We start from the raw sequence: 25,236 nt of genomic DNA, 5'->3' as shown, positions 1-25,236 counted from the left end.
CATGGTGGCCGTTTCCTCCTCGTCCCTGCCCGAGCGGGTGGGGCGCCTGTCCGGCTGTGACGTGAGCGCGGACGCTCCGCTCGCGCCCCTCACGAGCGTGCGCGTGGGGGGCCCGGCCGAGGCGCTCGTCCGTCCGCGTTCGCCCGACGCCCTCGTGGCCCTGCTGCGCCTGGCGCGCGAGGAGGGCGTGCCCCTCACCGTGCTCGGAGGGGGCGCCAACACGCTCGTGGGCGATGGCGGCGTTCCCGGTATCACCGTGAAGCTACCGGGCGATCTCTTCCCGGAGCAGGCCGAGGTGGGGGAGGCCGAGGGCCGGCTCACGCTCGGCGCGGGCGCGGCCATCGTGCGGCTGTGCAACCAGATGCGTGCGCACGGGCTCGTGGGCGCGGAATTCCTCGCCGGGATTCCGGGCACGCTCGGCGGCGCGGTCACCATGAACGCGGGCACCAAGAACGGCGAGTGCTTCCGCGTGGTGGAGGCCGTCGAGGTGGCCACCGCGGAGGGGGTGGGGTGGCTCTCCAAGGCGGAGATTCCCCACCGCTACCGGCACTCGGACCTGCCCCCGGGCGGCGTGGTGACGCGCGTGCGCTTCCTCCTGCCCAAGGGGGACCTCGTGGCCTCCAAGAAGGTGATGGACGAGGACCTCGCCTACCGCAAGCGCTCCCAGCCGCTGAGCCAGCCCAACTTCGGCAGTGTCTTCACCAATCCGCCGGGGGATTTCGCCGGGCGGCTCATCGAGAGTGTTCACCTCAAGGGTTACATCATCGGCCGTGCGCAGGTCTCTCCGCTGCACGCCAACTGGATCGTCAACCTGGGCGGAGCCTCCGCCCACGATGTCCTCTCTCTTCTCACCCTCATGCGAACGCGCGTGAAGGAGGAGCGGGGCGTCGAGTTACAACCCGAAGTCAAGCGCGTGGGAGTCTTCCTGCCATGAGCACCCTGTCCAAGGATGAGCTGAAGCGGAAGCGGGTCGGTGTGTTGCTCGGAGGTCTGTCCTCCGAGCGCGAAGTGTCGTTGCGCTCCGGGGCCGCCGTGGCCAAGGCCCTGCGGGGGCTCGGCTATGACGTGGTGGAGATCGACGTGGGCCGCGACCTGGCCGCGCGGCTCGTGGCGGAGAAGGTGGAGGTCGCCTTCATCGCCCTGCATGGCCGCTTTGGCGAGGACGGCTGCGTCCAGGGTCTGCTCGAGTGTCTCGCCATCCCCTACACGGGCAGCGGCGTGCTGGCCTCGTCCCTGGCCATGGACAAGGTCTTCGCCAAGCAGATCTTCGTCGCCCACGGCATCCCCACGCCTCCCTACCGCGCCTTCTCCTCGAAGGAAGAGGCCCTGGCCGCCGTGGACTCGCTCCCCTTCGGCCTGCCGGTGGTGGTCAAGCCCTCCCGCGAGGGCAGCAGCGTGGGCGTCCACCTGTGCAAGACGCGCGAGGCCTACCTCGCCGCCGTGGAGGACGCGGCCGGACGCGCGGGCACCCTCCTGGTGGAGCAGTACATCAAGGGCCGCGAGGTGCAGGGCGGCGTCCTGGACGACGAGGCCCTGGGCGTCATCGAGGTGGTCGCCGCGCGCGAGTTCTACGACTACGAGGCCAAGTACCAGTCGGGAGGGACCACCCGGTACCTCTTCCCCGCGCCCCTGCCGCCCGAGCAGTACGCGCGCGTGAACGACGTGTGCCTGGGTGCCCACCGCGCCCTGGGGTGCAGTGGAGGCTCCCGCTCGGACGTCATCCTGACTCCCTCGGGAGACGTCTACCTGCTGGAGACCAACACGTTGCCGGGAATGACCGAGTCCAGCCTGCTGCCGAAGATCGCCGCGGGCCGGGGCATCGACTTCCCCGGACTGTGTGAGCGCCTGCTGCAAGGGGCCTCTGTCAAGGCCTGAGTTCATCCCATCGAAGAATTGAACGCGCCGGGCCCTTGCACGAAGGGCGCCGGACTACAGCGACGTGTCTGTAGCGAAAAACTGGCATGGAGATCCAACCGCGCGCAGCATGCGCCGACCCACACCATGGCATTCGGTCAGCCCAAGAATCGGCGTCACCAGGACGTCGCTCAGAAGAAGGAGGCGATGAAGGGCGCCGTGCGGACGCATGGGCCCGGACTCGCCAAGGCCATTCTCCTGACCGGTCTGACATGTGCCCTCGTCTGGGGCTCCATCGAGCTGCGGCACTGGGCGCTCACCTCGCCCTTCTTCCTCTTGAAGGAGACGTCCTTCAGCGGGTTGCAGCGGGCGCACGCGGGCGAGCTGCTCAAGCTGTCCGGGCTGACGGTGGGGCAGAACCTGTGGTCCCTGGACGTGGCGGCGCTCGAGCGCGCCATGGACACCCATCCCTGGGTGCGCGACGTGAAGGTGCGGCGGCACTTCCCCTCCAGTGTGTCCGTGGAGGTGTCCGAGCACGTCCCGGCGGCGCTCGCGGTGCTCAGCGACCTGTACCTGCTGGACGAGGACGCCGAGCCCTTCAAGCGGCTGCAGCCCGGGGATGGACTGGACCTGGTGCTCATCACCGGCATGGAGCGGGAGGCGTACCTGTCGGACGAGTCCCGCACGCGCGAGCGCCTGCGTGAGGCGCTGGCCGTGCTGCGCGCCTACGCGGCCACGCAGCCGGGCAAGCGCGACCGGTTGAGCGAAGTGCGCGTCGTGCCCGAGGGCATGGTGCTGGTATTGGCGGACGGGACGGAAGTGTTGTTGGGGCAGGGCGAGACGGACGCCAAGTTGAAGAGGCTCGCGCGTGTGCGCGACGAATTGAAGAGCCGTGGCCTGGCCGCGGACGTCATCCACCTGGAGAACCGGGCGCGTCCCGGCTGGGTGGCGGTGAAGCTTTCGAGCCCCGTCTCCGAGAGGACCGGGGCCTCGGCGCAGTAGGAGATCGCGCCCCTTTCACGAAAGTGGGGGGCCTGGGAGGGCAGTCATGGCGAAGCAGAAGTCCGGGGAGATCATCGTCGGCCTCGATATCGGCACGACGAAGATCTGCGCCATCGTCGGGGAGCTGACCGACAATGGGATCGACATCATCGGCATCGGGACTCATCCGTCGAAGGGTCTTCGCAAGGGCGTGGTGGTCAACATCGAGGCGACCGTGTCCTCCATCCGCCGCGCGGTGGAGGAGGCCGAGCTCATGGCCGGCGCCGAGATCTCCCACGTGTACACCGGCATCGCCGGGGGCCACATCAAGGGCTTCAACTCCCAGGGAATCGTCGCGGTGAAGGACAAGGAAGTGCGCGAGCCGGACATCGCGCGCGTCATCGACGCGGCCAAGGCCGTGGCGATTCCGCTCGACCGCGAGGTCATCCATGTCCTGCCCCAGGAGTTCATCATCGATGACCAGGGCGGCATCAAGGAGCCCCTGGGCATGGCGGGGGTGCGGCTGGAGGCCAAGGTGCACATCGTCACCGGCGCCGTGTCCAGCGCGCAGAACATCGTCAAGTGCGCCAACCGCACGGGCCTCAACGTGGCGGACATCGTCCTGCAGCCGCTCGCCTCCGCCGAGGCCGTGCTGGGCGAGGACGAGAAGGAGCTGGGCGTGTGCCTCGTCGACATCGGCGGCGGCACCACCGACATCGCCATCTTCTCCGGCGGCTCCATCGTCCACACCGCCGTCATCGCGCTCGGCGGCAACAACCTGACGAGCGACATCGCCATCGGCCTGCGCACCCCGGCCCACGAGGCCGAGCGCATCAAGCAGAAGTTCGGCTGCGCCCTGTCCTCGCTCGTCAACAAGGACGAGACCATCGAGGTGCCCAGCGTGGGCGGCCGTCAGCCGCGCGTGCTCGGCCGGCAGATCCTCTGTGAGATCCTGGAGCCGCGCGTGGAGGAGATCTTCCAGCTCGTGCACCGGGAGATCCAGAAGTGCGGCTACGAGGACCTGCTCGCCTCGGGCGTGGTCATCACCGGTGGCTCCACGCTGCTCGCGGGCATGCCGGAGCTGGCCGAGGAAGTGATTGGACTGCCGGTGCGCCGGGGCATGCCGCGCGGCATCGGCGGGCTCGTGGACGTGGTGAAGAGCCCCATGTACGCGACCGGCGTGGGCCTGGTCGTCTACGGCGCCAAGCACCTGGACCGGAAGATGTTCCGCATCCGCGACGAGAACGTCTACAAGAAGGTCAAGGGCCGCATGCGCGAGTGGCTGGAGGAGATCTTCTAGTTCGTCGTGACAGGTGCCGCAGTACCCTTCGGGGCCGCCCCTCCCAGCGGCCCCTTCCTTTTTTCAGCGATGCGCGTGGGTTGGGCCCTGCCGCAGGAAGTTCTCCAGCCCGTCGATGTCCACGGGCTTGACGAAGTGCTTGTCGAAGCCCGCCTCCATCGCGCGGCTGCGGTCACTCGCCTGGCCATAGCCGGTGAGGGCCACCAGGGTCAGGGTCGGGCCCAGCGGTCCCGTCCGCAGGCGGCGGGCGACCTCGTAGCCGTCCATGCCCGGCAGTCCGATGTCGAGCAGGACGACGTCCGGGTGGTGCTCCTCCGCGGCCTTGAGCGCGGAGAGGCCATCATGCGCCTGCCACACGGTGTGCTCCCACGTCTGGAGCAGCTCCGCGAGGGTGTCGGCGGCGTCGACGTTGTCGTCCACCACGAGGATCCGCCGGGACGCGGCGGGGGGCGGGCTCTCGCGGGGTTCCGCCGCGGCGGGAGCCGGGACGTGCGCGGGGGCCGGGATGGACGTGGTGGCGGGTGCCTCGGCGAGCGGGAGCCGGACGATGAACTCGCTGCCCCGGCCCGTTCCCTCGCTCCGGGCCTCGATGGTGCCGCCGTGCAGCTCCACGAGGTTCTTCACCACCGTCAGGCCGATGCCCAGTCCTCCCTGGGAACGATCGAGGCCGCGCTCGGCCTGCTCGAAGAGGTTGAACACGCGGCGGAGCATCTCCGGGGAGATGCCGATGCCCGAGTCCTTCACCCGGATCTCCGCCTCCGTGCCGGAGCGCTCGAGGCTCACCCGGAGCAGGCCCTCGGGGTCCGTGTACTTGGCCGCGTTGGTGATGAGGTTGACGATGATCTGCTCGAGGCGCACGGCGTCGCCGAAGGTGTACAGGGGCTTGCGCGGCAGGGTCACGCTCACCTCGTGGCGCCGCTCATCGAGCAGGGACTGGACGGATTGCAGGGCGCTGTCCACCAAGGCGGGCAGCGCCACGATCGTCTTGCGCAGCTCGATGCGCCCCCGGGTGATGCGCGACACGTCGAGCAGATCATCCACCAGCCGCGCGAGGTTCGTCGTCTGGCGCTCGATGACCTCCAGGGCGTGCTGGCCCTTCTCGTCCAGGGTGATGTGGGAGGTGAGCAGCTTGAGCGCCGAGCGCACGGGGGCCAGGGGGTTGCGCAGCTCGTGGGCGAGCATCGCCAGGAACTCGTCCTTGCGGCGGCTGGCTTCCTGGAGCGAGGCCTCGGCCCGTTTCTGCTCGGTGAGATCCCTCGCCTCGAGCACGGTGGCCACGCGCTGGCCCGCGCGCAGCAGGGGGCTCGCGGAGACGGCCACGGGCAGGGTGCTCCCGGTCACGCGCACGAAGACGTCCTCGTGACCATTCGCGAGCGTCGCGTGTCCGGTGAGCAGCGCCTCGAGGGAACAGGGGGGAGCGTCCGCGTGCTTGGGGTGGAGCAACTCATGGAGCCGCTGGCCCCGGATGTCCACGAAGGTATGGCCCGTCATCCGCTCGGCCGCGGGGTTCATGAAGGTGCAGCGGCCCTCGCTGTCCGTCATGTACAGGGCGGATGTCGCGTTCTCGGCGATGGTGCGGCTCACCTGGCGCTCGTACTGTTGCAGCGCCTCCTCGGTCGCCTTGCGCGAGGTGATGTCGAAGAAGATGCCCTCGAGGGACCACGGCGTGCCGTGCTCGTCGTAGAGGGCGCGCCCGATCTCGGAGACCCAGCGTGGCAGGCCGTCCGCGTGCATGATGCGGTACTCGAGTTCATAGGGCGTGTGGCGGTCCACCGCCCGGGCGATCCGCGCCTCCACGTTCGCCAGGTCCTCGGGGTGGATGAGCGGGGCCCAGCACCGGCCCTCGAGGAACTCGGAGGCGGGGTAGCCGGTGAGGGCGAGGATGGGGTCGCTCATGAAGCTGAAGCGCCAGGGGGCCTCCGGCTCGCTCGCGAAGACGGCCCCGGGGACGTTGCGTACGAATGAGCGGAAGCGCTCGCCCTCCGCTTCGGCGCGCAGCCGCGACAGCTCCAGATGGGTGCGCACGCGGGTGAGCAGTTCGCGCGCGCCGAAGGGCTTGACCAGATAGTCGTCCGCCCCCTGATCCAACCCTTCCATGCGCGACTCCTCTCCGGCGCGAGCCGAGAGCATGATGACGGGCAGGGTGCGGGTGCGTTCGTTGGCGCGCAGCTCCCGGAGGAGTTCGAAACCGTCGAGCTCCGGCATCATCACGTCCGTGAGCACCAACTCCGGTCTCCGCTCCCGCGCCGCCGCGAGCGCCTGGACGCCGTTCGACACCACGTCCACCTGGTGGCCCGCGTCGCGCAGGAGCCGGACCACGTAGTCGCGCATGTCCGCGTTGTCATCCGCCAGGAGGATGTGGCCGCGTTTCTCCGTGGGCTCCGGGGGGGCTTCCGGCGCGGGCTCGCTCGACTCGGGCAGCCAGCGCAGGGCCTCCTGGACGTAGGGTGCGGCGATGGCGGCGATGGAGGGTGTTTCCTCGGCGGAGGCGCCCAGGCGCTCGGCGGGCAGGTGCGCCATGCCCAGGGGGAGGGCCACGGTGAAGCGCGTGCCCTGGCCCAGGCTGCTCGACACCGAGAGCGTGCCCGCGTGCATCTTCACCAACTCCTGCACGAGCGCCAGGCCGATGCCGCTGCCCTCGTGGGTGCGGCTGCGTGCGCCTTCCACCCGGTAGAAGCGCTCGAAGAGGTGGGGCAGCGCCTCGGTGGGGATGCCCGTGCCGGTGTCCTCCACCGTCAGCACCGCCTGGCCGTCCTCCGCCCGGAGCGCCACGGTGATGCCGCCCTCGAAGGTGAATTTGAAGGCATTGGACAGCAGGTTGAGGACGATCTTCTCCCACAGATCCCGGTCCACGTAGACGGGCTCGGGGAGGGGAGGGCAGTCCAGGGTGAGGGTGAGTCCCGCCTGCTCGGTGGCCGAGCGGAAGACGCTCGCCAGGTCGCGCGTGAGTCCGGACAGATCCGTGGGCTGGTAGGTGGCCTGGACCCGTCCGGCCTCGATGCGGGAGAAGTCCAGGAGCGAGTTGACGAGCTTGAGCAGCCGCAGGGCATTGCGGTGCAGCATGTCGACCTGGGCGGACTGAGCGGGCGTCAGGGGGCCGAGCGCGCCCGAGCGCAATTCCTCCGCGGGGCCGAGCATGAGCGTGAGGGGCGTGCGGAACTCATGGCTCACGTTGCTGAAGAAGGCCGTCTTGGCGCGATCCAGCTCGGCGAGCGCCTCGGCGCGCCGGCGCTCCTCCTGGTAGGCGCGCACCTGGGCGATGGCGTCGGCGATATGTCCCGCCACCTGGGTGAGGAAGTCGCGGTAGCTCGCGTCCAACGGCAGGCGGGGGCTGATTCCGGCGATGAGGAAGCCCGAGGGCCGCCGCTCTCCTCCGCGCATGAGCGGCTGCACGAGCGCGCTTCGCGCGGGCTCGGGCCAGGGCCCTCCAGGAAGGTCGTTCGTCCGCGTGCCTGCCTGGGTCAGATCCAATTCCACGGCCCCGCTCCGGGATGGATCCAGGGGCCAGGGCGCGGAGGGGTCGTTCACGTCCATGCGCTCGGGCGCGGCGTCCGCGGGCAGTGCACCGCTCCGGCCGACGAGCGTGGCCGTCGTTCCGTTCGCGTCGAGCACGTAGAGCAGACAGAAGGGAACGTCATGGGGCGCGGAATCGAGCACGGACGCGACCACCGCGTAGGTCCCCTCGGCCGTCTTCTCCTCCGCGGCGCGCAGGGACAGTTCGCGCAGCACCCGCAGGCGGCGCTTGCCCACCACCTTCTGTGTCGTTTCGCTCACCGCGGTGAAGACGCCGCCCACCGCGCCGGACTCCACCCGGATGGGGCTATAGGAGAAGGTGAGGTAGGCCTCCTCGCGGAAGCCCTTGCGCTCGAAGATGATGAGCTGGTCGTCCGACCACGTGGCCTCGCCCCGCGTGAGTACGCCTCGCAGCATGGGCTCGATGATGGCGCGGGTCTCCGGATCTCCCCACACCGCTCGTGACAGGCCGGGCGCGCCCAGCGCTCCGGGATGCTTGTGTCCGAGGATGGGGATGTACGCGTCGTTGTAGATGGCGGTGAGCTCCTCTCCCCACCGGACGATCATGGGGAAGCGGGAGTCCAGGCAGATGCTCACCGCCGTCTTCAAGCTCTGAGGCCACTGCTCGGGAGGACCCAGGGACGTCCGGGTCCAATCGAAGGCGCGGATGCGCGCCGCCATTTCCCCTCCGCCAGTCAGTGCCTCATCCACGTGTGCACCTCATCAGGAAGTTGCCCCGCGGAACCATACGTCAGGGTGGGCGGGCGGAAGCGTGGAAGTCGGGTGGCTCCTCGGGTGTGTTGCGTCTCTTGTCCTTGCCGAGAACCCCTGGGATGGATCGACTCAGTCCCGAACACCCCGGCCGCTGCCTCGGCTCCCCGATTCGTGGCGCGCGCGAAGGGGGGGGAGGAGCCTGTCGGCCGCCCGTGGCGAGGTGGCTGGGCATCCGAGCGAGGCGAAGCCGATTCGTGGATGACGAGCGGCGCGATGCGTGGAGCGAGGTTCGCTCCGTGCTCCGGAACGCTCGTCGCGCGAGTCAAGAGGTGTGATGCACCCACCGCGTCGCACGGTTGCTGTGGTGGGGCTCTCGCGTAAGTGCCTGTGACGACTTGGCGATGCGACGTGGCGCTACAGGTTCGTAGCTCAGAACTTGCCAAAGATCGCGACTTGCTGAAGATGGTGTCCGTAGGCGCGCGCGCGGACTTCGGGATGGTCCGCGCCGAAAGAAGGAAACACATGGACCAGTTCGAGCAGAACAAGCAGGCCGCCAAGATTCGCGTCATCGGCGTTGGGGGCGCCGGATGCAACGCCGTCAATACGATGATCATGGCGAAGCTTGAGCGTGTGGACTTCATCGCCGCCAACACCGATGTCCAGGCGCTCGCGGCGAGCAAGGCACCCACGCGGCTGCAGCTCGGACAGACGTTGACGAAGGGCCTGGGCGCGGGTGCCAATCCGGAGATGGGCCGCGAGGCGGCGCTCGAGTCGCGCGATCAGATCGCCGCGATGATCGAGGGCGCGGACATGGTGTTCGTCACGGCCGGCATGGGGGGTGGAACGGGCACGGGCGCGGCGCCCATCATCGCGGACATCGCCAAGAGCCTGGGGTGCCTGACGGTGGGCGTGGTCACCAAGCCCTTCCTCTTCGAGGGCAACAAGCGCCGCAAGCAGGCCGAGCAGGGGCTGGTGGAGCTCAAGGCCGCGGTGGACACGCTCATCACCATTCCGAACCAGCGCCTGCTCACGCTCAGCAACGCGCCCATGCCGCTGCTCGAGACGTTCAAGCGCGCCGACGAGGTGCTGCTCAACGCCGTGCAGGGCATCTCGGATCTCATCCAGTACCACGGCTACATCAACGTGGACTTCGCGGACGTGAAGACCATCATGAGCGACAAGGGACTGGCGCTCATGGGCACGGGCCAGGCCACGGGCGACAAGCGCGCGCTCACCGCCATGCAGCAGGCCATCTCCAGCCCGCTGCTCGAGGACATCTCCATCGACGGCGCCACGGGCCTGCTCATCAACATCACGGGCGGCCGCGAGATGACCCTTCAGGAGGTCAACGAGGCGCTCACGCTGGTGCACGACGCGGCGGATCCGGACGCGGAGATCATCTTCGGCTCGCTCATCGACGACAACATCCAGGACGAGGTGAAGATCACCATCATCGCCACGGGCTTCGTCTCGCGCGACTCCAAGGCGCGCCAGCCGGCGCCGGTGGTGCAGGTGCCCGTCGTCACGCGGCCCTCGCCCGTCACGCTGTCCACGGCGCGCGAGGAAGTGGCCAGCCTGGTGCCCGCGAAGGCGGGGGCTCGCACGCTGTCTCCCGCCGAGGGCCGCTCGCTGTCCAACCGCACCGCGGTGGTGAAGGACGCGGCGCTGCCCCTGGACGAGGATCAGTTCGACATCCCGACGTTCCTGCGCCGTCAGGGCCAGACCGAGATGCCGTGAGTCAGCGGCCGGGGAGGCGGGCCACGCTCGCCGCCCGGTGGTGGCGCCCGGACAGGGCGTCACTGCGCGCCAGGAGCGTGTCCAGCTCGCGGTAGAGCGCGTCGATGTGCTCGGGCAGCCGGGGCGCGGGGATGACGCCCTCTCCGGACAGGAGCTCCACCAGCCCGCTCGCGCGCTGGAGCAGTTGCTGGGCGCGCAGCAGGGCCCGTCCCGCGCGGGTGCCCTGGGGCGAGAAGAGGGTGCCTCCGTCGTAGAGCGACTCCACGGCCGCGCGGTTGGTGCGATGGCGCTCGGCGACGCGCGCCCGGTACAGCTCCAGCCGCCGCTCGAGGCGCGCGCCCTGGAGATCCACCACTCTTCCTGTCATGGGAGGCTTCACGGCCTGGGAAGCTACGCCATTTCCCTACATGCTCGCAACTTCCCGGCCCAGGGGGCGTTGTCTCCTTGTCAGTCCGGGAGGGGGTGTCTAGGTTGGCCGATCACCTACCGAGGGGCGGTCATGTTCAAGAAGCTGCTCATCGCCAACCGGGGTGAGATTGCCCGGCGCATCCAGACGGTGGCGAAGGGGATGGGGCTGGCCACCGTGGCGGTCTATTCGGACGCGGACGCGGGGTTGCCCTTCGTGCGCGAGGCGGATGAGGCGGTGCGGCTCGGTCCGGCGCCCCCTCGGGACAGCTACCTGAACATCCCCGCGCTCCTGGAGGCGGCGAGGGCCACGGGCGCGGACGCGGTGCACCCGGGCTACGGCTTCGTGTCGGAGAGCGCCGGGTTCGCCCGGGCCTGCCAGGACGCGGGCCTCGTCTTCGTGGGTCCGCCCGCCGAGGCGATGCTGCGGATGAAGGACAAGAGCCAGGCGCGCCAGCTCGTGGCCGCCGCGGGCGTTCCCGTGGTGCCGGGCAGCGAGGACGTGCTGCCGGACGTGGACGCCGCGCGCGTGGCCGCCGAGCGCATCGGCTACCCGGTGTTGTGCAAGGCGGCGGGAGGGGGAGGCGGCATTGGCATGGGCGTGGCCCACACGCCCGCCGAGCTGGAGAAGGTCTTCCGGCAGTGCGCGGATCGGGCGAAGGCCGCCTTCGGCCGCGAGGGCATCTACCTGGAGCGCTACTTCCCGGCGCCGCGCCACATCGAGGTGCAGGTCCTGGGCGACCACCACGGCCACCTCATCCACGGCCTGGAGCGCGAGTGTTCCATCCAGCGCCGGCACCAGAAGGTGGTGGAGGAGGCGCCCTCGCCGCTCTTCGCGGAGGGACGTGACGAGGAGCTGGCCGGGAAGCTGTTCTCGGCGGCGCTCACCGCGGCGCGTGCCTTCGGCTACGCCAACGCGGGCACGGTGGAGTTCCTCTGTGCGGAAGGGGGCTTCTACTTCATCGAGATGAATGCCCGGTTGCAGGTGGAGCACCCGGTGACGGAGTTGACCACGGGGCTGGATCTCATCGCCTGGCAGTTGCGCATCGCCGCGGGGGAGCGGCTCACGGTGCGGCAGGAGGACGTGCGGAGGCGGGGCGCGGCGCTCGAGTTCCGCATCTACGCGGAGGATCCGGTGCGCTTCCTGCCCTCGCCGGGCCCGCTGCGGGTGTTCCAGCCCCCCTCGGGAGAGGGGGTGCGCCTGGACTCGGGCTATGCCGAGGGGGACCTCGTCACGCCTCATTATGATCCGATGATCGCCAAGCTCATCGTCTCCGGGGCCACGCGCGCGGAGGCCATCGAGCGGTCCATCCACGCGCTGGAGGGCTTCCGGATCGAGGGCATCAAGACGAACATCCCGTTGCACCTGCGCATCCTGCGCGACCCGGTCTTCCGCGCGGGGGAGCTGAACACGCGGTTTCTCGAGCACCACGCGAAGCCGTGAGGGTGCATGCGGCACTTCCTAAGGAGGAGCACAGCGATGGCGGACGTGGCGGCGCACATCACCGGGACGGTGTGGAAGATCGAGGTCCAGGTCGGGCAGCGGGTCTCCGCGGGGGACACGCTCGTCATCCTCGAATCCATGAAGATGGAGATGCCGGTGGAGACGGAAGTGGAGGGCACCGTGCGGGAGATTCGTTGCCGGGAATCCCAGTCGGTCAACGAAGGCGATGTGCTCGTGGTACTGGAGTAGGGCGACATGAATCCGATACCGCCCTCCTCGCTTCGGGTGGACGTCGAGGACGAGGGAGTGCTCGTCCTGACGCTGTCCAATCCCGCCCGGCGCAACGCGCTCGATGACGATCAGGTGGCCCGGTTGGACGCGGCGCTGGCCGCGGCGCCCGGCCAGGCCCGTGCCGTGCTCATCCGGGGAGAGGGAGGCACTTTCTGCTCGGGCTTCGACTTGAACCTGTTGTCGGTCCCCTCGGGGGAGCGGCTGCCGGATGACGCGCTGATGGCATGCCTCGCACGGCTGGAGGCGCTGTCCCTGCCCACGGTCGCGCTGGTGCGCGGAGCGGCTTTTGGCGCGGGTTTCGACCTGGCGGCGGCGTGTGACTTCCGCGTGGGCGGAGAGGACGCGCTCTTCAGCATGCCCCCGGCGCGGCTGGGCATCGTCTACTCGCCGGATGGCTTGTTGCGCGTGGCCCGGCTGGTGGGGGTGGCGCGCGCGAAGATCCTCTTCCTCTCCGGGCGCCGGCTGGACGCGAGGGAGGCGCTGGCCTGGGGTTTGTTGGACGAGTGCCTCCCGGATGCGGAGACCCGGGCGATGGAGCTGTGCCGGACGCTCGCCGCGCAGGCGCCCCTGGCGATCGCGGGGATGAAGGAGAGCTTCCGGTTGCTCACGCGGCCTGCCCTGTCCGAGGAGGAACGGGCCTGGTCGCGCGAGGTGCGGGCACGGGCCTTCGCGAGCGAGGATGCCCGCGAGGGCAGGGCGGCCTTCCTGGAGAAGCGCACACCCCGTTTCCGCGGCCGTTGAGGCGGGGGCTGCCCCGCCCCGCTCGGGCTCAGGTGTCGCCGAACAGCTCGCCCATGCGCAGTTGCAGCGCGGAGGCGATCTTGTAGAGCGACGAGATGGACGCCGAGGACTCGGCGCGCTCGATCTGCGAGAGCAGCGACACGGACAGGCCGGTGCGGCGCGCGAGCTGCTTGAGGGTGAGATCCTGCGTCTTGCGCGCGTCGCGGATGGTGCGGCCGATGGCGCGGTGGAGATCCGCCTCGGGATCCTGGGACAGGCCCTTCTTGGCGAGCGCGTTGCGCACGGCGCCGAGGAACTGCTCCGGCTCCATGGGCTTCTTCACGTAGTCGCTGGCCTGGTTCTTCAGCGAGGCCACGGCCGTGTCCACCGTGGGGTACGCGGTGGCGACGATGACGGCGACGTCCGTGTCGTACTTGCGGATGTGCTCCAGCACCTCGGTGCCGGACATGACGGGCATCATCATGTCCAGGATGACGAGGTGGAAGTCCGCGCTGCGGAGGATCTCCACGGTCTTGGTGGGGTCCGTCGTGGTGACGACGTCGTAGCCCTCGCGCATCAGGACAAGCTTGAGGTAGTCGCAGTTGTCCTGCTCGTCATCGACTACCAGGATACGGATCTGCACGAACCTTCTCCTTTGTGAGGGGGCGGATGGCGGCCCGGAATGCGCGGAGCGCGTCCCTGGGGCTACTTACCGTCCCCTTGGGTTTGAGTCTTCTCGTAGTCCTCGACCAGCTTCCTGACCTGCGGCGCCCTGTTGTCGTTCGGCGCGAGCTTCAGGAACTCCCGGTAATGCTGGGCGCCCTCATCGACACGGCCCAGCCTCGCCACCGCGGCGCCCCACATCATGTGGCAGTACGCGTAGGTCGGATCGACCTCGAGGCATTTCTTGAAGAGCTGCTCCGCTTCCCGGTTCTGCTTCTTGGAGAGCAGCTTCATCCCTTCGTCGTAATGCTCCTTGGCCTGCTCGGCGGGGCTCTGCTTGACGGAGCCGGCCACGGGCTTGGTGGTGCCGGGCTTTTCGGCGGGCTTGAGCGCGGCCTCCACCTTCTGCTTGAGGGCGGTGTGCTCGGTGGCGAATGCGAGCGTGGCCTCGGAGGCGGCCAGGGCCTTCTGGGCCTCCGGGTACTTGCCGGCGGCGAAATCCTTCTGGGCTTGATCCAGGCTCTTGCGCGCCGACTTCTCGCCGCGGGCCTGATCGAGCAGCACCTGCACGCCCTCGGGGCGCTTGCCCTCGGTGCCGAGCGCCTCGAGCGTGGTCACCGCCGTGTCGAAGTCCAGCTCGTCCATGGCCTTCTGGGCGCTCTGGAGCTTGTCCTCGAGCGTGGGCGCGGTCGGGGTGGGCGGCGTGTTGGGGGCGGTGGCCTGGGTGGGAGGCTCCTTGGCGGACGGGGCCGACGGCGGCGTGCCCGTGGCGACGGGCGGCGAGGTGGCCGGGTCCTTGGGTCCGAGGGCGAACCAGGCGGCTCCCGCGAGCCCACCGAGCACCACGACGCCCACCAGGCCCAGCATGAGGCCCTTGCGCGAGCCCTTGGCGCTCCCGTCGTGCAGGATGCCATCGGCGCTCTTGCCGGGACCGATGAAGCGCAGCTTCACGTGGCCCAGCTCGAGCAGATCTCCGTGGGTCAGGGGCGCCTGGGCGTAGCTCTCGCCGTTGACGCTCAGGCCATTGGCGGACTGCATGTCGAGCACGCGCCACTCACCCGAGTCCTCGCGGACGATCTTCGCGTGTAGCCGCGACAGCGAGCGGTGATCGATCGCGATGTCGTTGTCCTCGGTACGGCCCACCCGCATCTCGGTGCTGATGCAGGCGAACTCCTGGCCCTTGAACTCGGGGCTCACCACCACCAGATGGGGTGCCTCTTCCGCGGGCACCGGCTCGGCCCGGCGCGGCCGGTTGGCCTCCACCTGATCCAACCGGATCACGGCGGTGGCGTGGCGGCGCTGGTCGGCGGACTGGGGCGAGGTGGTCTCCTCGTCATGAGGAGCGGGGGTATCCTCGGCGTCGTCCTCGGCCGTGCGCTCGTTTTCCTCGAGGGCCGCCTGGAGCGCGGCGCTCGGCACCCGGATGGTGGGCGCGATGGGCGGTTGGACGGCGGCCTCCTGCTGGAGGGCCAGATCGTAGTCGCCAATCTGGATGAGATCGCCGTCTCCGACCTGGGCAGGCCCCTGGATGCGCTCTCCATTGATGCGCACGCCGTTGTAGCTGCCCAGATCCTCCACCAGCACGTGCCCGTTCTGGCGCAAGAGGCGGGCGTGGCGCCGAGACACGTTGCGTTCAGTCAGGCGGATGGTGTTCCCCTCCTGACGACCGATCGTGATCTCGTCGCGCATGAAGGGAACGACGGTCTTTCGCCCTTCGTCGTCTTCGATGATGAGCTTCAGCACGAGTAGAGTCCCCTTACAGCTATAGCAGAACGCCCCCGGGCACCTCAAGGAGGGTATCTGCCCTAAACAACAGGGCTTTTGCCGTAGCAAGACCCTTGACAGAAGCGTTGTCCATCGGACAGGTGGCCGCGCCCCTCCACCGCTCCCTGCACGGCCCTCACGTCAGACGTCGCCTCGGGCGGAGGTCGACCCAGGTAGGGGGCGGGGGTATAAGGCCGCGACCCGGATCCGGTGTCCGGGCAGAGGCGGACGGAGGCGACTTCCCCGTGGAGAGCAACGGAGTGCGGCAGGTGCCGCGGACCTTCACCGAGGCCGTTCTCGGCAAGGGCATTGATCAGGAGCCCTGGGCGAAGCGGTGGATGGCGCTGGATCCGACCCTGCGCGTGGCCCTGGCGACGGCCGCCTTCGCGGCGCTGCTCTTCGTGCCCTACCTGGGCGCGGTGGGCCTGTGGGATCCCTGGGAGACGCACTACGGGGAAGTGGGCCGGGAGATGATCCAACGCCGGGACTACGTGTTCCCCTTCTGGGAGAACGCCTGGTTCTTCTCCAAGCCGCCGCTCACCATGTGGATGCAGGCGTTGGGCATGCAGGTGGTGGGGGCGACGCGCACCGAGGGCGCGCTGGGGCTCTACACGGAGTGGGGCATGCGGCTGCCCTTCGCGCTGCTGAGCATCGCCGCGGTGTCGCTGCTGTCGCTGGCGGTGGCCCGGGTGGTGAGCCTGCGCGCGGGCCTGGCCACCGGCTTCGTGCTGGCCACCATGCCGCTCTACTTCCTGCTCACCCGCCAGACGGTGACGGACACGCCCTTCGTCACCACGCTGGTGTGCGCCATGGCGTGCGCGCTCATCGGCCAGTTGGACGACACGACCCGCCACCGCGCCGCGTGGTGGTACGCCTTCTATGTCTTCCTGGGCCTGTCCACGCTGGCCAAGGGGCTGCTGGGCGTGGGTCTGCCGGCCATCATCCTCCTGCTCTACGCCCTCTTCGCCGTCGTCCCCTATGACGCCGCGAGCATCAACGCGCACCTGCGCTGGCTGCTGGAGCCCGGTGTGCGCGCCGAGGTGCGCGAGGGCAAGCGGCCCATGCCCGGGGTGTGGGCGCAGCTGTACAAGATGAAGCTGGGCACGGGCATCCTCGTGTTCGCGGCGGTGGCGGTGCCCTGGTACCTCGTGCTGTGCCTCTTCGATGGCGTGGACGACGAGGGCAAGCTCTTCTGGTACCGCTTCTTCATCCACGACCACCTCAATCGCCTGAGCGCGGGCGTGCACACGACCACGCCGGGTGGCACCTTCGTGTACTTCATCGAGCAGGGAGGCTTCGCCATCTTCCCCTGGGTGGCGTTGATCCCCGGGGCCTTCGCGCTCGTGACCCGGCTGCGCCCGCGCTCGCCGGACAAGGCCGATCATCTGGCGCTCATCGCCGCGCTCTGGGTGGCCTTCTCCTTCACCCTGCTGGCCTCCTCGGCCACCAAGTTCCACCACTACGTCTTCCCGGTGCTGCCGGGGCTCGCCATCCTCATCGCCCTCTTCGTGGACCGGCTGTGGGAGGAGGGCCTCGAGGCCCACACCATGAGCCTCGTCTTCGGGTTCGTGCTCTTCCTGCTCGTGGGCCACGACCTGGCCGGCAACCCCAAGGACTTCACCGACCTCTTCGTCTACAACTATGACCGGCCCTATCCGGCCGATCTCGTCACCAAGCCCATCGCCATGTTCTCCTCCCGTCCGTTGTGGATGGGGGATCTGCTGGCGGTGCTGCTGCTCGTCGTGGGCGCCTACCTGGCGCTGGGCGTGTTCCCGGCCAAGGCGGGCAGCTCGCATGCCTCCCGTGCGATGGCCCTGTTGTGCCTGGCGCTGGGCGTGGCCTTCGTCGTGCCGCTCGTCGCGCCTGGGACGCTGCCCGCCACGCCGGGGGTGGGCGTGGCCGTGGGACTCGTGGGGGTCTGGATGGCGTGGCAGGCCTGGCGCGCGGACGCGGAGTCGCGCACGGGATTGTGGACCCTCGCCTCCCTCCTGCTGGTGCTCGGGGTGGGCTGCCTCATTCGCGGCCTGCGGGGCTCGCTCGCCAGTGACTCGCTCCTCAAGTCCCTGTCCGAGCCGGTCAACGTGAAGATGCTCCTCGGCTTCACCTTCACCGTGGCGGGAGGCGTGGCCGCGGTAGCCGCGCTCTCGCGGATGCGGGTGATGCTCTACGGCGTCTTCTGGGCGCTCGCGGCGGGCTTCGCGCTCTGGTTCAACTGGGGCCATTGGGTGGACCTGTCGCACCACTGGACGCAGCGCGACCTGTTCTGGCGCTACTACGCCCAGCGCAAGCCGGACGAGCCCATCGCCGCCTATCTGATGAACTGGCGCGGCGAGACGTTCTACTCGCGCAACACCGTGAAGCAGATCCGCGAAACGCCCAAGCTCAAGCCCTTCGTGGAGCAGCCCGGCCGCGAGTGGGCGCTCGTGGAGCACAACCGGCTGGGCCTGCTGCGCCAGAACGCGGGCACCGACAAGACGGTCACGGTCATCGACCGCGACATCAACAACAAGTTCGTCCTGGTGACCATCGATTGAGCGGCATCTCCGTGCGGGGGCTCGCCAAGCGCTTTGGCGCGCGCACCGCGGTACAGGGTCTGACCTTCGACGTTCATCCTGGCGAGGTGTTCGGCCTGCTCGGGCCCAACGGTGCCGGGAAGACGACCACGGTGCGCATGCTCACGGGGCTGCTCCAGCCCTCCGAGGGCGAGGCGCATGTCTGGGGCCACTCGGTGCGCACGGACGGCGAGTCCCTGCGCCGCACCGTGGGCCTGCTCACCGAACAGCCGGGGCTCTACGAGCGGCTGAGTGCCCGGGACAACCTGCGCTTCTTCATGAAGCTGCACGAGCTGGATGAGCGCGAGGCCTGGCCCCGGGCCCAGGCCTGGCTGGAGCGGTTCGGTCTCGGTGGCCGCGAGGACGAGCCCTGCGGGAGCTTTTCCAAGGGCATGCGGCAGAAGCTGGCCATCGTGCGCACGCTGGTGCACGAGCCCCAGGTGCTCTTCCTGGACGAGCCCACGAGCGGGTTGGATCCCGAGTCCGCGCGCACGGTGCGCGACGCGGTGGCGGAGCTGGCGGCGGAGGGGCGCACCCTCGTGCTGTGCTCGCACAACCTGACCGAGGTGGAGCGGCTGTGCACGCGCGTGGCGGTGGTGAAGGGGCGGCTGCTGGCGCTGGCCCCGCTCCAGGAGTTGCGGCGCACGGGCAGCTCGCTGGAGGTTCAGGTGGAGGGAGACGCGGCGCGTTTCGTGGAGGCGCTGGCGGTGCTGCCGTTCGCTCCTCCCGCGCTCGCCGAGGGCGGGCGCCTGCGGGTGATGCTGACGGACGAGACCCAGGCGCCCGACGTGGTGGCCTGTCTGGTGGGCGCGGGAGCCCGCGTGCGCAGCGCCATTCCGGCCCTGCGCCCGCTCGAGGAGGTCTACCTGGAACTCATCCGGGAAGGGCGGGAGTAGCCATGTCGTTCCATCCCCGGCGCGCGCTGGCCGTCTTCTGGAAGGACTTCCTGGACCTGCGCAAGAACCCCTCGCTGCTGCTCGCCATGGCGGCGCTGCCCCTGGTGTTGGTGGTCGTCCCGGTCATCGTCGTCTGGACGTACGTGCGCGACCCGACCGACACCAACCTGCGTGTCATCGCGCTCTTTTACGACCCGTCGCTGCCCCGGGACTTCAACGCGGGGCGCTTCCTGGTGGAGCGCACGTTGATGGACTGGTTCGGCATGTTCCTGTTGATGCCGGTGTTCGTGCCCATCCTCATCTCCTCGCAGAGCGTGGCGGGAGAGCGCGAGCGGCGCACCCTGGAGCCCCTGCTGGCCTCTCCGGTGACGGCGATGGAGCTGGTGGCCGGCAAGAGCCTGGCGTCACTGGTGCCCGCGGTGCTCATCTCCTGGGTGGCCTTCGTGCTCTTGTGCGTCGGCGTGGACGTGGTGGGCTGGCCGCTGGGCCAGGGGCTGCTGATGCCCAACGCGCTGTGGCTCTTCGGGGTGCTCGTGCTGGCCCCGCTCTTCGCTTTCTTCGGCAATGGGGTAGCGGTGCTTATTTCCGCGCGGGTGGCCGAGGCCCGGACCGCCCAACAGCTCGCCGCCCTGGTGGTGCTGCCGATCGTGGGGCTGGTGGCGGGGCAGATCGCGGGATTTCTCAAGGCCGGGCCGGCCTATTACGCGTCGCAGGGCGTCGTGGTGCTGCTGCTGGACCTGGGGCTGCTGTGGGCGAGTGTCCGCCTGCTGGACCGGGAGCGGCTCTTGAGCCGTTGGGGTTGAGGTCAGGGGGCGGACGAGGGCTCGCCGGGTTGACTGGCCAAGGACGCGGTCCTTCTGGCATGGTCGGGGGACAGGCCGGGAGCGGTGCGTTCGTCGGGCATGCAATAGGTCCGGGCGCTATCCGTTGGAGGTAAAGGCGGCGTGGGCTCCCGGTGGTCGACGCGGTCTCTTGGAGGCGACGAAAGCACGATGGGATTCTTCGGTACGATCAAGGACGAGTCGCAGCGCAACTTCATCGCGCGGGCCGACGAGGCGAAGGGCGAGATTGTCTACAAGTATCCGGAAAAGAACATCCGGATGCTCACCCAGCTCACCGTCGATGCCGACGAGGTCGCCCTCTTCGTGAAGGACGGGAAGGTGGAGGGCAAGCTGGGGCCGGGTCGGCACCAGCTGGACAGCAAGAACATCCCCTTCCTGGGCCGGCTGATCGAGGGCTTCACCGGCGGCAACCTCTTCATCACCGAGGTCTTCTTCGTCACCACGCGCGAGATCACGGGCGTGAAGTTCGGCGGACCCATCGGTGACGTGCGCGACCCGGAGACGGGCCTGGGCATCGGGACGATGGTCTACGGTGACTTTTCCATCCGCGTGACGGAGCCGGAGAAGCTGGTGGTGGGCCTGGTGGGCATGGGCCGCACGACCAACGCGGACTTCGTGGGCTGGTTCAAGAACCAGGTGCTCAAGGTGACGCGGGATCGCATCGCCGAGCTGCTGGTGAAGAAGCGCTGGCCGCTGCTGGATGTCACGAGCGGTGCGTACACGGAGGAGATCGAGACGGAGGTCATCTCCGGGCTCAAGCCCCACGTGGACAACTACGGCCTGACCGTGGTGCGGATGGGCAACTTCCACATCAGCATCAAGGAGGAGGACGAGGCCACGCTCAAGAAGCTGTCGAAGGACGTGGCGTACTCGCGTCTGGCGGGCGGCTTCCAGCAGTACGCGCAGGGCCAGGCGATGCTGGGCGCGTCCGAGGGCATGGCCAAGGGCGGTGGCGGCTCGGATGGCGCGCTGCAGGGCATGGGGATGGGCATGGGCTTCGGCATGGCCCAGGCGTTCGCCAACAACCAGCAGCACCACGGCGGTGGGCAGCCCGGGCAGTTCCAGCAGCCTCCTCCGCAGCAGGCGGCGGCCCCGGCCGACACGCGCAGCCCGGCGCAGCGCCTCAAGGAGATCAAGGAACTCAAGGACGCGGGCGTGCTCTCCGACGAGGAGTACAACGCCAAGCGCGCCGAGCTGATGAAGCTGCTGTAGTCCGCATGGGCCCCGGCTTCGGGGCCCATGTCCAAGGCCTCCATTCCTCGCGGAATGGGGGCCTTTTGGCTTCATGGGGTGCTGGGCTCCGGTGGGGTCGCTGGGGTGGGGTTGGCGGGCGGCGGCTCGTCGTGGCCTCCCAGCTTGATGGGCACGTCCAGCGTGGTGCCCAGCCGCAACAGCAGCACGTCCGGTACGATGCCATCGTCCCCCAGCGCCTGGGCCAGCTCCCGCGCGGAGATCGCGTTGCCCTGGGCCCACAGCCCCTTGAGGAACGCTCCCGCCTCCGAGTTGTGCCACCACGCCGGGCCGAAGCGCGCCTTCAACTGCCCCTGCAACTGGCCCCCGAGGAACCACGCCCGGAAGTTGTCCGCGGACTGGAAGAAGTCCTCCTGGTCCACCAGGTAGCGCGCCACGTCATCGTCCGTCGCGGGCAGCTCGTCCACGCGCTCGATCATCGCCTTGTACAGCGCTCGCGCGTCCGTGCCGCGCTGCCGGTGCAGCGCGAGTTCGTACAGCAGCCGTCCCGCCGCGCGGCGGATGAGGAACAGCTTGTGCGCGCTCGCCGCCGCCAGGTACTCGCTGCGCTCCTTGTCCTTGAGCCCCGCGTGCTCCTCCAGCCACACCGGATCATCCATCAGATCCTCGAAGAGGGCCGCGTAGGTCTCGGTGACGGTGGGGTTGCCCAGCTTGGCCAGCTCGAAGCGCGGCTCCTTCGTGAACGCGTAGTGCAGCGCATGGCCGAACTCGTGCAGCAGCCGCACCTGCTCCAGTGCTCCTCCCATGGGCTTGACCGACAGCCGCACGTCCTCGGGCACCCGGATGCCCAGCGTCAACGGGCGCGGGTTCTTGCGCTTCACGTCGCTCCGGGCATCGATGGTCACGTTCTTCATTTCGCCCAGGTCGATGTCCATCCCCGCCAGCGTGCCGTGCGCGCGCACCAGCCCCTCTCCCTTGAGGAACATGCCCTCCACGTCCCGCCCGCGGAACAGCCGCGGCAGATCCGCCCGCGTCAGGCCCGAGTAGGGCAGTCCCAGCTCCCGCTGCGACAGCCGCTCCATCACCACCTTGTAGGGCGCCTCCGTGGCCTGGAGCACTTCCTCGGCGAGCAGCCCCAACCGGCCCAGGTCCGCCTGCCGCAGCTCGCCGCCAAAGGCCTCGTAGGAGGCGTAGCCCAGCTCGCGCACCAGCGCCTCGGTGCGCTCCTCCCGCTTGCGGATGAGGGGCGTGAGCCGCTCCAGCGCGGGGGTCGCCGCCGTGTAGAGCGCCTTGCGCTTGGGCGCGCTGCGCTCATTGGCCAGCAGCCGCTCCAGCTCGTGCCAGCGCACCTCATGCCCGTCCACCTGGAAGGTCAGCGAGGCCTCCAGGTTGGCCAGGGCGTCGTTCACCTCGGCCAGTTGCTGGGACAGGTACTCGCCCGCGAAGTGGGACTGGAGCGCGGTGAGGGCTCGTATCTCCCGGGGCTCCGTGCCGAGCTGGCGCAGCCGCTCGATCTTCCGGATGGCGTCGAGGCTGAAGAGTCCTTCCCGCCCGGCATACGTGGAGGCCATGTCCGCCCGCGCTCCTTCCGCCCAGTAGCTCCACACCAGGAGATCCTGTGCCTGGAGCAGGGTCTGGGCCTCGGCGGAGCTGCGGGCCACCTCCTCCGCGAGCTTTTGCTCTTCCGTGGGGGGGGGAGGGGGGGGCTTGGCGGGGGTGGCGCACCCGCCGAGCAGACCGAGACCGAAACCGAGGACGAGTGCGGGAAGCCTTGGGCGCATGGGACGCGCAATGTAACTTCCGCGCCGCTTATGCCCAATCCAGTCCAGTGGCGCTCCGCCACCGCCCGGCAGACGCTCTACTCGGCCCTCCGCCGCTTTTTCACCCAGCGTGACTACTTGGAGGTGGACACGCCCCTGCTCGTCCCGACACCCGGGATGGAGCCCCACATCACGCCCTTCGAGGCCCCCTTCCTCCCCGAGACGGACGTGGGGCGGCGCCGCCCGCTCTACCTGCACACCAGCCCCGAGTACGCCATGAAGCGGCTGCTCGCGGAGGGGTCCGGGCCCCTGTTTCAAATCTGCAAGGTCTTCCGCAACGGGGAGGTGTCGCCCACGCACAACCCCGAGTTCACGATGCTGGAGTTCTACCGGCCCCACGCGGACTACCACGCCATCATGGCCGACCTGGAAGGGGCGCTCGCCGAGGCGGACCGGGCCGTGGGCGGGGATGGTTTCTTCTCCCGGACGCCCTACGAGCGGCTGTCGGTGCGCGACGCCGTGCTGCGCGCCACCGGGGTGGACCTGCGCGCCTGTCCGGACGGGCCTTCCCTCAAGCGGGCGGCGGAGGCGGCCGGGGTGCGCACCGGAGACGCCACGCTCTTCGACGACGTCTTCTTCCACCTGTTCCTCCAGAAGGTGGAGCGGGGCCTGGGGATGGAGCGCCCCACCTTCCTGACGGAGTACCCCGCCTCCATGGCCGCCCTGGCGCGGCTCAAGCCCGGCGAGCCCTCGGTGGCCGAGCGCACGGAGCTCTACGCGCGGGGGCTGGAGCTGGCCAACGGCTTCTCCGAGCTGACGGATCCGGTGGAACAGCGCGCCCGTCTGGTGGAGGAGCAACGGTTTCGTCGCGATGCGGGCCGGGCCGTCTATCCACTGGACGAGCGCTTCCTTGACGCGGTAGGTCGGATGCCGCCCTCGGCGGGAATCGCCGTGGGGCTCGATCGCATCCTGATGCTGCTGCTGGGCGTGGAGTCCATCTCGGACGTGCTCCTCTTCCCGGCGCACGAATTCGTAGGTGAGTGACATGGCCACCAAGAAGCCGCAGACCCACAACTTCCAGGCCCACCCGTGGCATGGCATTTCCCCGGGCGAGGAAGCCCCCGAGACCGTGACCACCTATGTGGAGATCGTCCCCACGGACACGGTGAAGTACGAGCTGGACAAGGAGGCGGGCATCCTCCGGTTGGATCGGCCCCAGCGCTTCTCCAGCCAGTGCCCCACGCTCTACGGCTTCATCCCCCAGACCTTCTGTGACGAGCTGGTGGCGAAGCGCTGCGCCGAGCGCACCGGCATCAAGGACATCAAGGGCGATGGGGATCCGCTCGACATCTGCGTGCTGACGGAGAAGGTCATCCCCACGGGCGCGCTGCTGGTGCGCGCGGTGCCGGTGGGCGGCTTCCGCATGATCGATGGCAACGAGGCCGACGACAAGATCATCGCCGTGCTGGAGTCGGACCTGGTGTACGGCGCCTTCCAGCACGTGGCGCAGTTGCCCACCGCGCTGGTGGAGCGGCTCAAGCACTACTTCCTGACCTACAAGCAGATTCCCAGTCAGGCCAAGCGCGCCGTGGAGATCGTCGAGATGTACGATCGCTCCGAGGCCCACGAGGTCATCGTGCGCAGCATGAAGGACTACCAGCGCGTGTACGGCCAGGGCGCCACGAGCAAGTCCCGCCGCGGCAAGCGCTAATCCTCACGGGGTGTCCCCGCCCCGGGGGCGTCCGTGTTCTGGGGGGGGGAGAGAACGTGATGTCAGGACTCGACGCGCGGTTGATCGCCAGCTTTGTTTTCGCCATTGCCTTCGATGTGTTGTTGCCCGTCGTCCTGGTGCTCGTGGCGCGGCGGAGGCTGGGCTTCGCCTGGAAGACGGTGGGCATCGGGGCCCTGGCCTTCACCCTGTCTCAACTCCTGACCCGCGTGCCCGCGGTGCAGGCCGTGCAGTACCTCCTGCGCGACGTCCTCAAGGAGTCCACGCCCCTGCTCTCCCTGTGGTTCGTGGTCCTGTCCCTGACGGCGGGCCTGTTCGAGGAGACGGCGCGGTGGATCGCCTTCAAATACCCGCTCAAGGCGTTCCGACGCTGGCGGGACGCCGTGGGGTTCGGGCTGGGGCATGGCGGCCTGGAGTCGGCCGTCCTGGTGGGCGGATTGGCCGCCATCGGCCTGGTCAACGTGGTGGTCCTGACGCGGATGGACCTGTCCTCGCTGTCGCTTCCACCCGAGCAGCTCGAGCAGATCCGCGCCGCGAAGGAGCAGGTGGCCGCGATGCGCTGGTGGGAGCCCCTGCTGGGGGCGTACGAGCGCGTGGGCGCGATGGCGCTTCAAGTCGGGATGACCGTGCTCGTCCTCCAGTGCTTCCTGCGCTCGCAGCGCCGGTGGTACTGGGCGGCCGTGGGTTTCCACTCCCTGGCGAATCTGCTCACCGTCCTGGTGGCGCGCTCCGTGGGCAACGTGGCGGCGGAGGGAGTCCTGACGGTGTTCGCCCTCGTGGCGGTGGGGTTCACGCTGCGGCTGCGAGAGGGGGATGCTTCCGACTCGGGCTCTCCACCGGGCCCGGAGAAAGAGTATTGCTGACTCTTTCCCCGCCCGCT

20 protein-coding genes are annotated in these 25,236 nt (G+C 69.2%); 15 read left to right on the top strand and 5 right to left on the bottom strand.

Annotated elements, in window-relative coordinates; translation table 11 throughout:
- Position 1 precedes the first annotated feature (1 nt).
- From murB to ftsA, 4 genes are all read left to right on the top strand, one after another.
- A complete protein-coding gene (gene murB / locus MEBOL_RS06360) occupies positions 2-934 on the top strand; it encodes a UDP-N-acetylmuramate dehydrogenase (RefSeq protein WP_095976571.1) in 933 nt (310 codons plus the stop codon).
- Complete coding sequence (locus MEBOL_RS06355; RefSeq protein ID WP_095976570.1) at positions 931-1,875, top strand: D-alanine--D-alanine ligase; 945 nt, start codon at positions 931-933, stop codon at positions 1,873-1,875. Before murB ends, MEBOL_RS06355 begins: the two co-directional genes overlap by 4 nt.
- Before the next feature lie 126 nt (positions 1,876-2,001).
- Positions 2,002-2,856 (top strand): cell division protein FtsQ/DivIB, encoded by an 855-nt coding sequence (locus MEBOL_RS06350; RefSeq protein WP_095976569.1) that lies wholly within the window; start codon positions 2,002-2,004, stop codon positions 2,854-2,856.
- A 46-nt stretch (positions 2,857-2,902) separates the two neighbouring features.
- Positions 2,903-4,135 carry a cell division protein FtsA gene (gene ftsA, locus MEBOL_RS06345; RefSeq protein WP_095976568.1) on the top strand — a complete coding sequence of 411 codons (1,233 nt, stop codon included), beginning with the start codon at positions 2,903-2,905 and terminating at the stop codon, positions 4,133-4,135.
- Positions 4,136-4,198: 63 nt separating this feature from the next.
- Here ftsA and MEBOL_RS06340 read toward each other — a convergent pair whose 3' ends face one another.
- Positions 4,199-8,359 carry an ATP-binding protein gene (locus MEBOL_RS06340; protein WP_157774794.1) on the bottom strand — a complete coding sequence of 1,387 codons (4,161 nt, stop codon included), beginning with the start codon at positions 8,357-8,359 and terminating at the stop codon, positions 4,199-4,201.
- A gap of 525 nt (positions 8,360-8,884) precedes the next feature.
- On the opposite strand from MEBOL_RS06340, the gene ftsZ reads away from it, so the two are divergent.
- On the top strand, positions 8,885-10,099 hold the full coding sequence (gene ftsZ, locus MEBOL_RS06335) for a cell division protein FtsZ (protein ID WP_095976566.1): 1,215 nt from the start codon (positions 8,885-8,887) through the stop codon (positions 10,097-10,099).
- A gap of 1 nt (position 10,100) precedes the next feature.
- Here ftsZ and MEBOL_RS06330 read toward each other — a convergent pair whose 3' ends face one another.
- Entirely contained in the window at positions 10,101-10,466 is a 366-nt protein-coding gene (locus MEBOL_RS06330) for a hypothetical protein (RefSeq protein ID WP_179956390.1), read from the bottom strand.
- A gap of 132 nt (positions 10,467-10,598) precedes the next feature.
- On the opposite strand from MEBOL_RS06330, the gene MEBOL_RS06325 reads away from it, so the two are divergent.
- The 3 genes from MEBOL_RS06325 to MEBOL_RS06315 are packed head-to-tail and all read left to right on the top strand — an operon-like array spanning position 10,599 to position 12,980.
- Entirely contained in the window at positions 10,599-11,948 is a 1,350-nt protein-coding gene (locus MEBOL_RS06325) for an acetyl-CoA carboxylase biotin carboxylase subunit (RefSeq protein ID WP_095976564.1), read from the top strand.
- A gap of 36 nt (positions 11,949-11,984) precedes the next feature.
- On the top strand, positions 11,985-12,197 hold the full coding sequence (locus tag MEBOL_RS42585; protein ID WP_095976563.1) for a biotin/lipoyl-binding carrier protein: 213 nt from the start codon (positions 11,985-11,987) through the stop codon (positions 12,195-12,197).
- A gap of 6 nt (positions 12,198-12,203) precedes the next feature.
- The gene (locus MEBOL_RS06315; RefSeq protein ID WP_095976562.1) at positions 12,204-12,980 is read left to right on the top strand and encodes an enoyl-CoA hydratase/isomerase family protein; all 777 of its coding nucleotides are present in this window, start codon (positions 12,204-12,206) and stop codon (positions 12,978-12,980) included.
- Positions 12,981-13,008: 28 nt separating this feature from the next.
- Here the strand turns inward: MEBOL_RS06315 and MEBOL_RS06310 are convergent, their stop codons facing one another.
- The gene (locus tag MEBOL_RS06310) at positions 13,009-13,602 is read right to left on the bottom strand and encodes a response regulator (protein WP_095976561.1); all 594 of its coding nucleotides are present in this window, start codon (positions 13,600-13,602) and stop codon (positions 13,009-13,011) included.
- Positions 13,603-13,664: 62 nt separating this feature from the next.
- Entirely contained in the window at positions 13,665-15,365 is a 1,701-nt protein-coding gene (locus MEBOL_RS06305; protein WP_095976560.1) for an FHA domain-containing protein, read from the bottom strand.
- A 266-nt stretch (positions 15,366-15,631) separates the two neighbouring features.
- Here MEBOL_RS06305 and MEBOL_RS06300 point away from each other — a divergent pair, with 266 nt between their 5' ends.
- The 4 genes from MEBOL_RS06300 to MEBOL_RS06285 all read left to right on the top strand — a co-directional run bounded on the left by MEBOL_RS06300 (position 15,632) and on the right by MEBOL_RS06285 (position 20,888).
- A complete protein-coding gene (locus MEBOL_RS06300) occupies positions 15,632-17,920 on the top strand; it encodes an ArnT family glycosyltransferase (protein WP_095976559.1) in 2,289 nt (762 codons plus the stop codon).
- Positions 17,917-18,834 (top strand): ABC transporter ATP-binding protein, encoded by a 918-nt coding sequence (locus MEBOL_RS06295; RefSeq protein ID WP_095976558.1) that lies wholly within the window; start codon positions 17,917-17,919, stop codon positions 18,832-18,834. The genes MEBOL_RS06300 and MEBOL_RS06295 overlap by 4 nt, the downstream gene beginning before the upstream one ends.
- 2 nt (positions 18,835-18,836) lie before the next feature.
- The gene (locus MEBOL_RS06290; protein WP_095976557.1) at positions 18,837-19,637 is read left to right on the top strand and encodes an ABC transporter permease subunit; all 801 of its coding nucleotides are present in this window, start codon (positions 18,837-18,839) and stop codon (positions 19,635-19,637) included.
- Positions 19,638-19,826: 189 nt separating this feature from the next.
- The gene (locus tag MEBOL_RS06285) at positions 19,827-20,888 is read left to right on the top strand and encodes an SPFH domain-containing protein (RefSeq protein ID WP_095976556.1); all 1,062 of its coding nucleotides are present in this window, start codon (positions 19,827-19,829) and stop codon (positions 20,886-20,888) included.
- A 71-nt stretch (positions 20,889-20,959) separates the two neighbouring features.
- Here MEBOL_RS06285 and MEBOL_RS06280 read toward each other — a convergent pair whose 3' ends face one another.
- A complete protein-coding gene (locus MEBOL_RS06280) occupies positions 20,960-22,528 on the bottom strand; it encodes a chromosome segregation protein SMC (RefSeq protein WP_425437600.1) in 1,569 nt (522 codons plus the stop codon).
- A 150-nt stretch (positions 22,529-22,678) separates the two neighbouring features.
- Here MEBOL_RS06280 and epmA point away from each other — a divergent pair, with 150 nt between their 5' ends.
- Genes epmA through MEBOL_RS06265 form a run of 3 tightly spaced genes read left to right on the top strand, consistent with a single transcriptional unit; the run spans position 22,679 to position 25,219 of the window.
- Positions 22,679-23,671 (top strand): EF-P lysine aminoacylase EpmA, encoded by a 993-nt coding sequence (gene epmA, locus MEBOL_RS06275; RefSeq protein WP_095976554.1) that lies wholly within the window; start codon positions 22,679-22,681, stop codon positions 23,669-23,671.
- Position 23,672: 1 nt separating this feature from the next.
- Positions 23,673-24,338, top strand: coding sequence for an inorganic pyrophosphatase (locus tag MEBOL_RS06270; protein WP_095976553.1), 666 nt, complete (start codon positions 23,673-23,675; stop codon positions 24,336-24,338).
- A 59-nt stretch (positions 24,339-24,397) separates the two neighbouring features.
- Positions 24,398-25,219 carry a YhfC family intramembrane metalloprotease gene (locus MEBOL_RS06265; protein WP_095976552.1) on the top strand — a complete coding sequence of 274 codons (822 nt, stop codon included), beginning with the start codon at positions 24,398-24,400 and terminating at the stop codon, positions 25,217-25,219.
- Positions 25,220-25,236 lie beyond the last annotated feature (17 nt).

The organism is Melittangium boletus DSM 14713 (assembly GCF_002305855.1).
Lineage (GTDB): Bacteria > Myxococcota > Myxococcia > Myxococcales > Myxococcaceae > Cystobacter > Cystobacter boletus.
Note: the sequence above shows the minus strand (reverse complement) of the source record. Positions and strands in the feature narration are given on the sequence as shown.

Coding starts and splice junctions, on each gene's coding strand:
- murB (WP_095976571.1), top strand. CDS start 2: ATGGTGGCCGTTTCCTCCTCGTCCCTGCCCGAGCGGGTGGGGCGCCTG.
- MEBOL_RS06355 (WP_095976570.1), top strand. CDS start 931: ATGAGCACCCTGTCCAAGGATGAGCTGAAGCGGAAGCGGGTCGGTGTG.
- MEBOL_RS06350 (WP_095976569.1), top strand. CDS start 2,002: ATGGCATTCGGTCAGCCCAAGAATCGGCGTCACCAGGACGTCGCTCAG.
- ftsA (WP_095976568.1), top strand. CDS start 2,903: ATGGCGAAGCAGAAGTCCGGGGAGATCATCGTCGGCCTCGATATCGGC.
- ftsZ (WP_095976566.1), top strand. CDS start 8,885: ATGGACCAGTTCGAGCAGAACAAGCAGGCCGCCAAGATTCGCGTCATC.
- MEBOL_RS06330 (WP_179956390.1), bottom strand. CDS start 10,466: ATGACAGGAAGAGTGGTGGATCTCCAGGGCGCGCGCCTCGAGCGGCGG.
- MEBOL_RS06325 (WP_095976564.1), top strand. CDS start 10,599: ATGTTCAAGAAGCTGCTCATCGCCAACCGGGGTGAGATTGCCCGGCGC.
- MEBOL_RS42585 (WP_095976563.1), top strand. CDS start 11,985: ATGGCGGACGTGGCGGCGCACATCACCGGGACGGTGTGGAAGATCGAG.
- MEBOL_RS06315 (WP_095976562.1), top strand. CDS start 12,204: ATGAATCCGATACCGCCCTCCTCGCTTCGGGTGGACGTCGAGGACGAG.
- MEBOL_RS06290 (WP_095976557.1), top strand. CDS start 18,837: ATGTCGTTCCATCCCCGGCGCGCGCTGGCCGTCTTCTGGAAGGACTTC.
- MEBOL_RS06285 (WP_095976556.1), top strand. CDS start 19,827: ATGGGATTCTTCGGTACGATCAAGGACGAGTCGCAGCGCAACTTCATC.
- epmA (WP_095976554.1), top strand. CDS start 22,679: ATGCCCAATCCAGTCCAGTGGCGCTCCGCCACCGCCCGGCAGACGCTC.
- MEBOL_RS06270 (WP_095976553.1), top strand. CDS start 23,673: ATGGCCACCAAGAAGCCGCAGACCCACAACTTCCAGGCCCACCCGTGG.
- MEBOL_RS06265 (WP_095976552.1), top strand. CDS start 24,398: ATGTCAGGACTCGACGCGCGGTTGATCGCCAGCTTTGTTTTCGCCATT.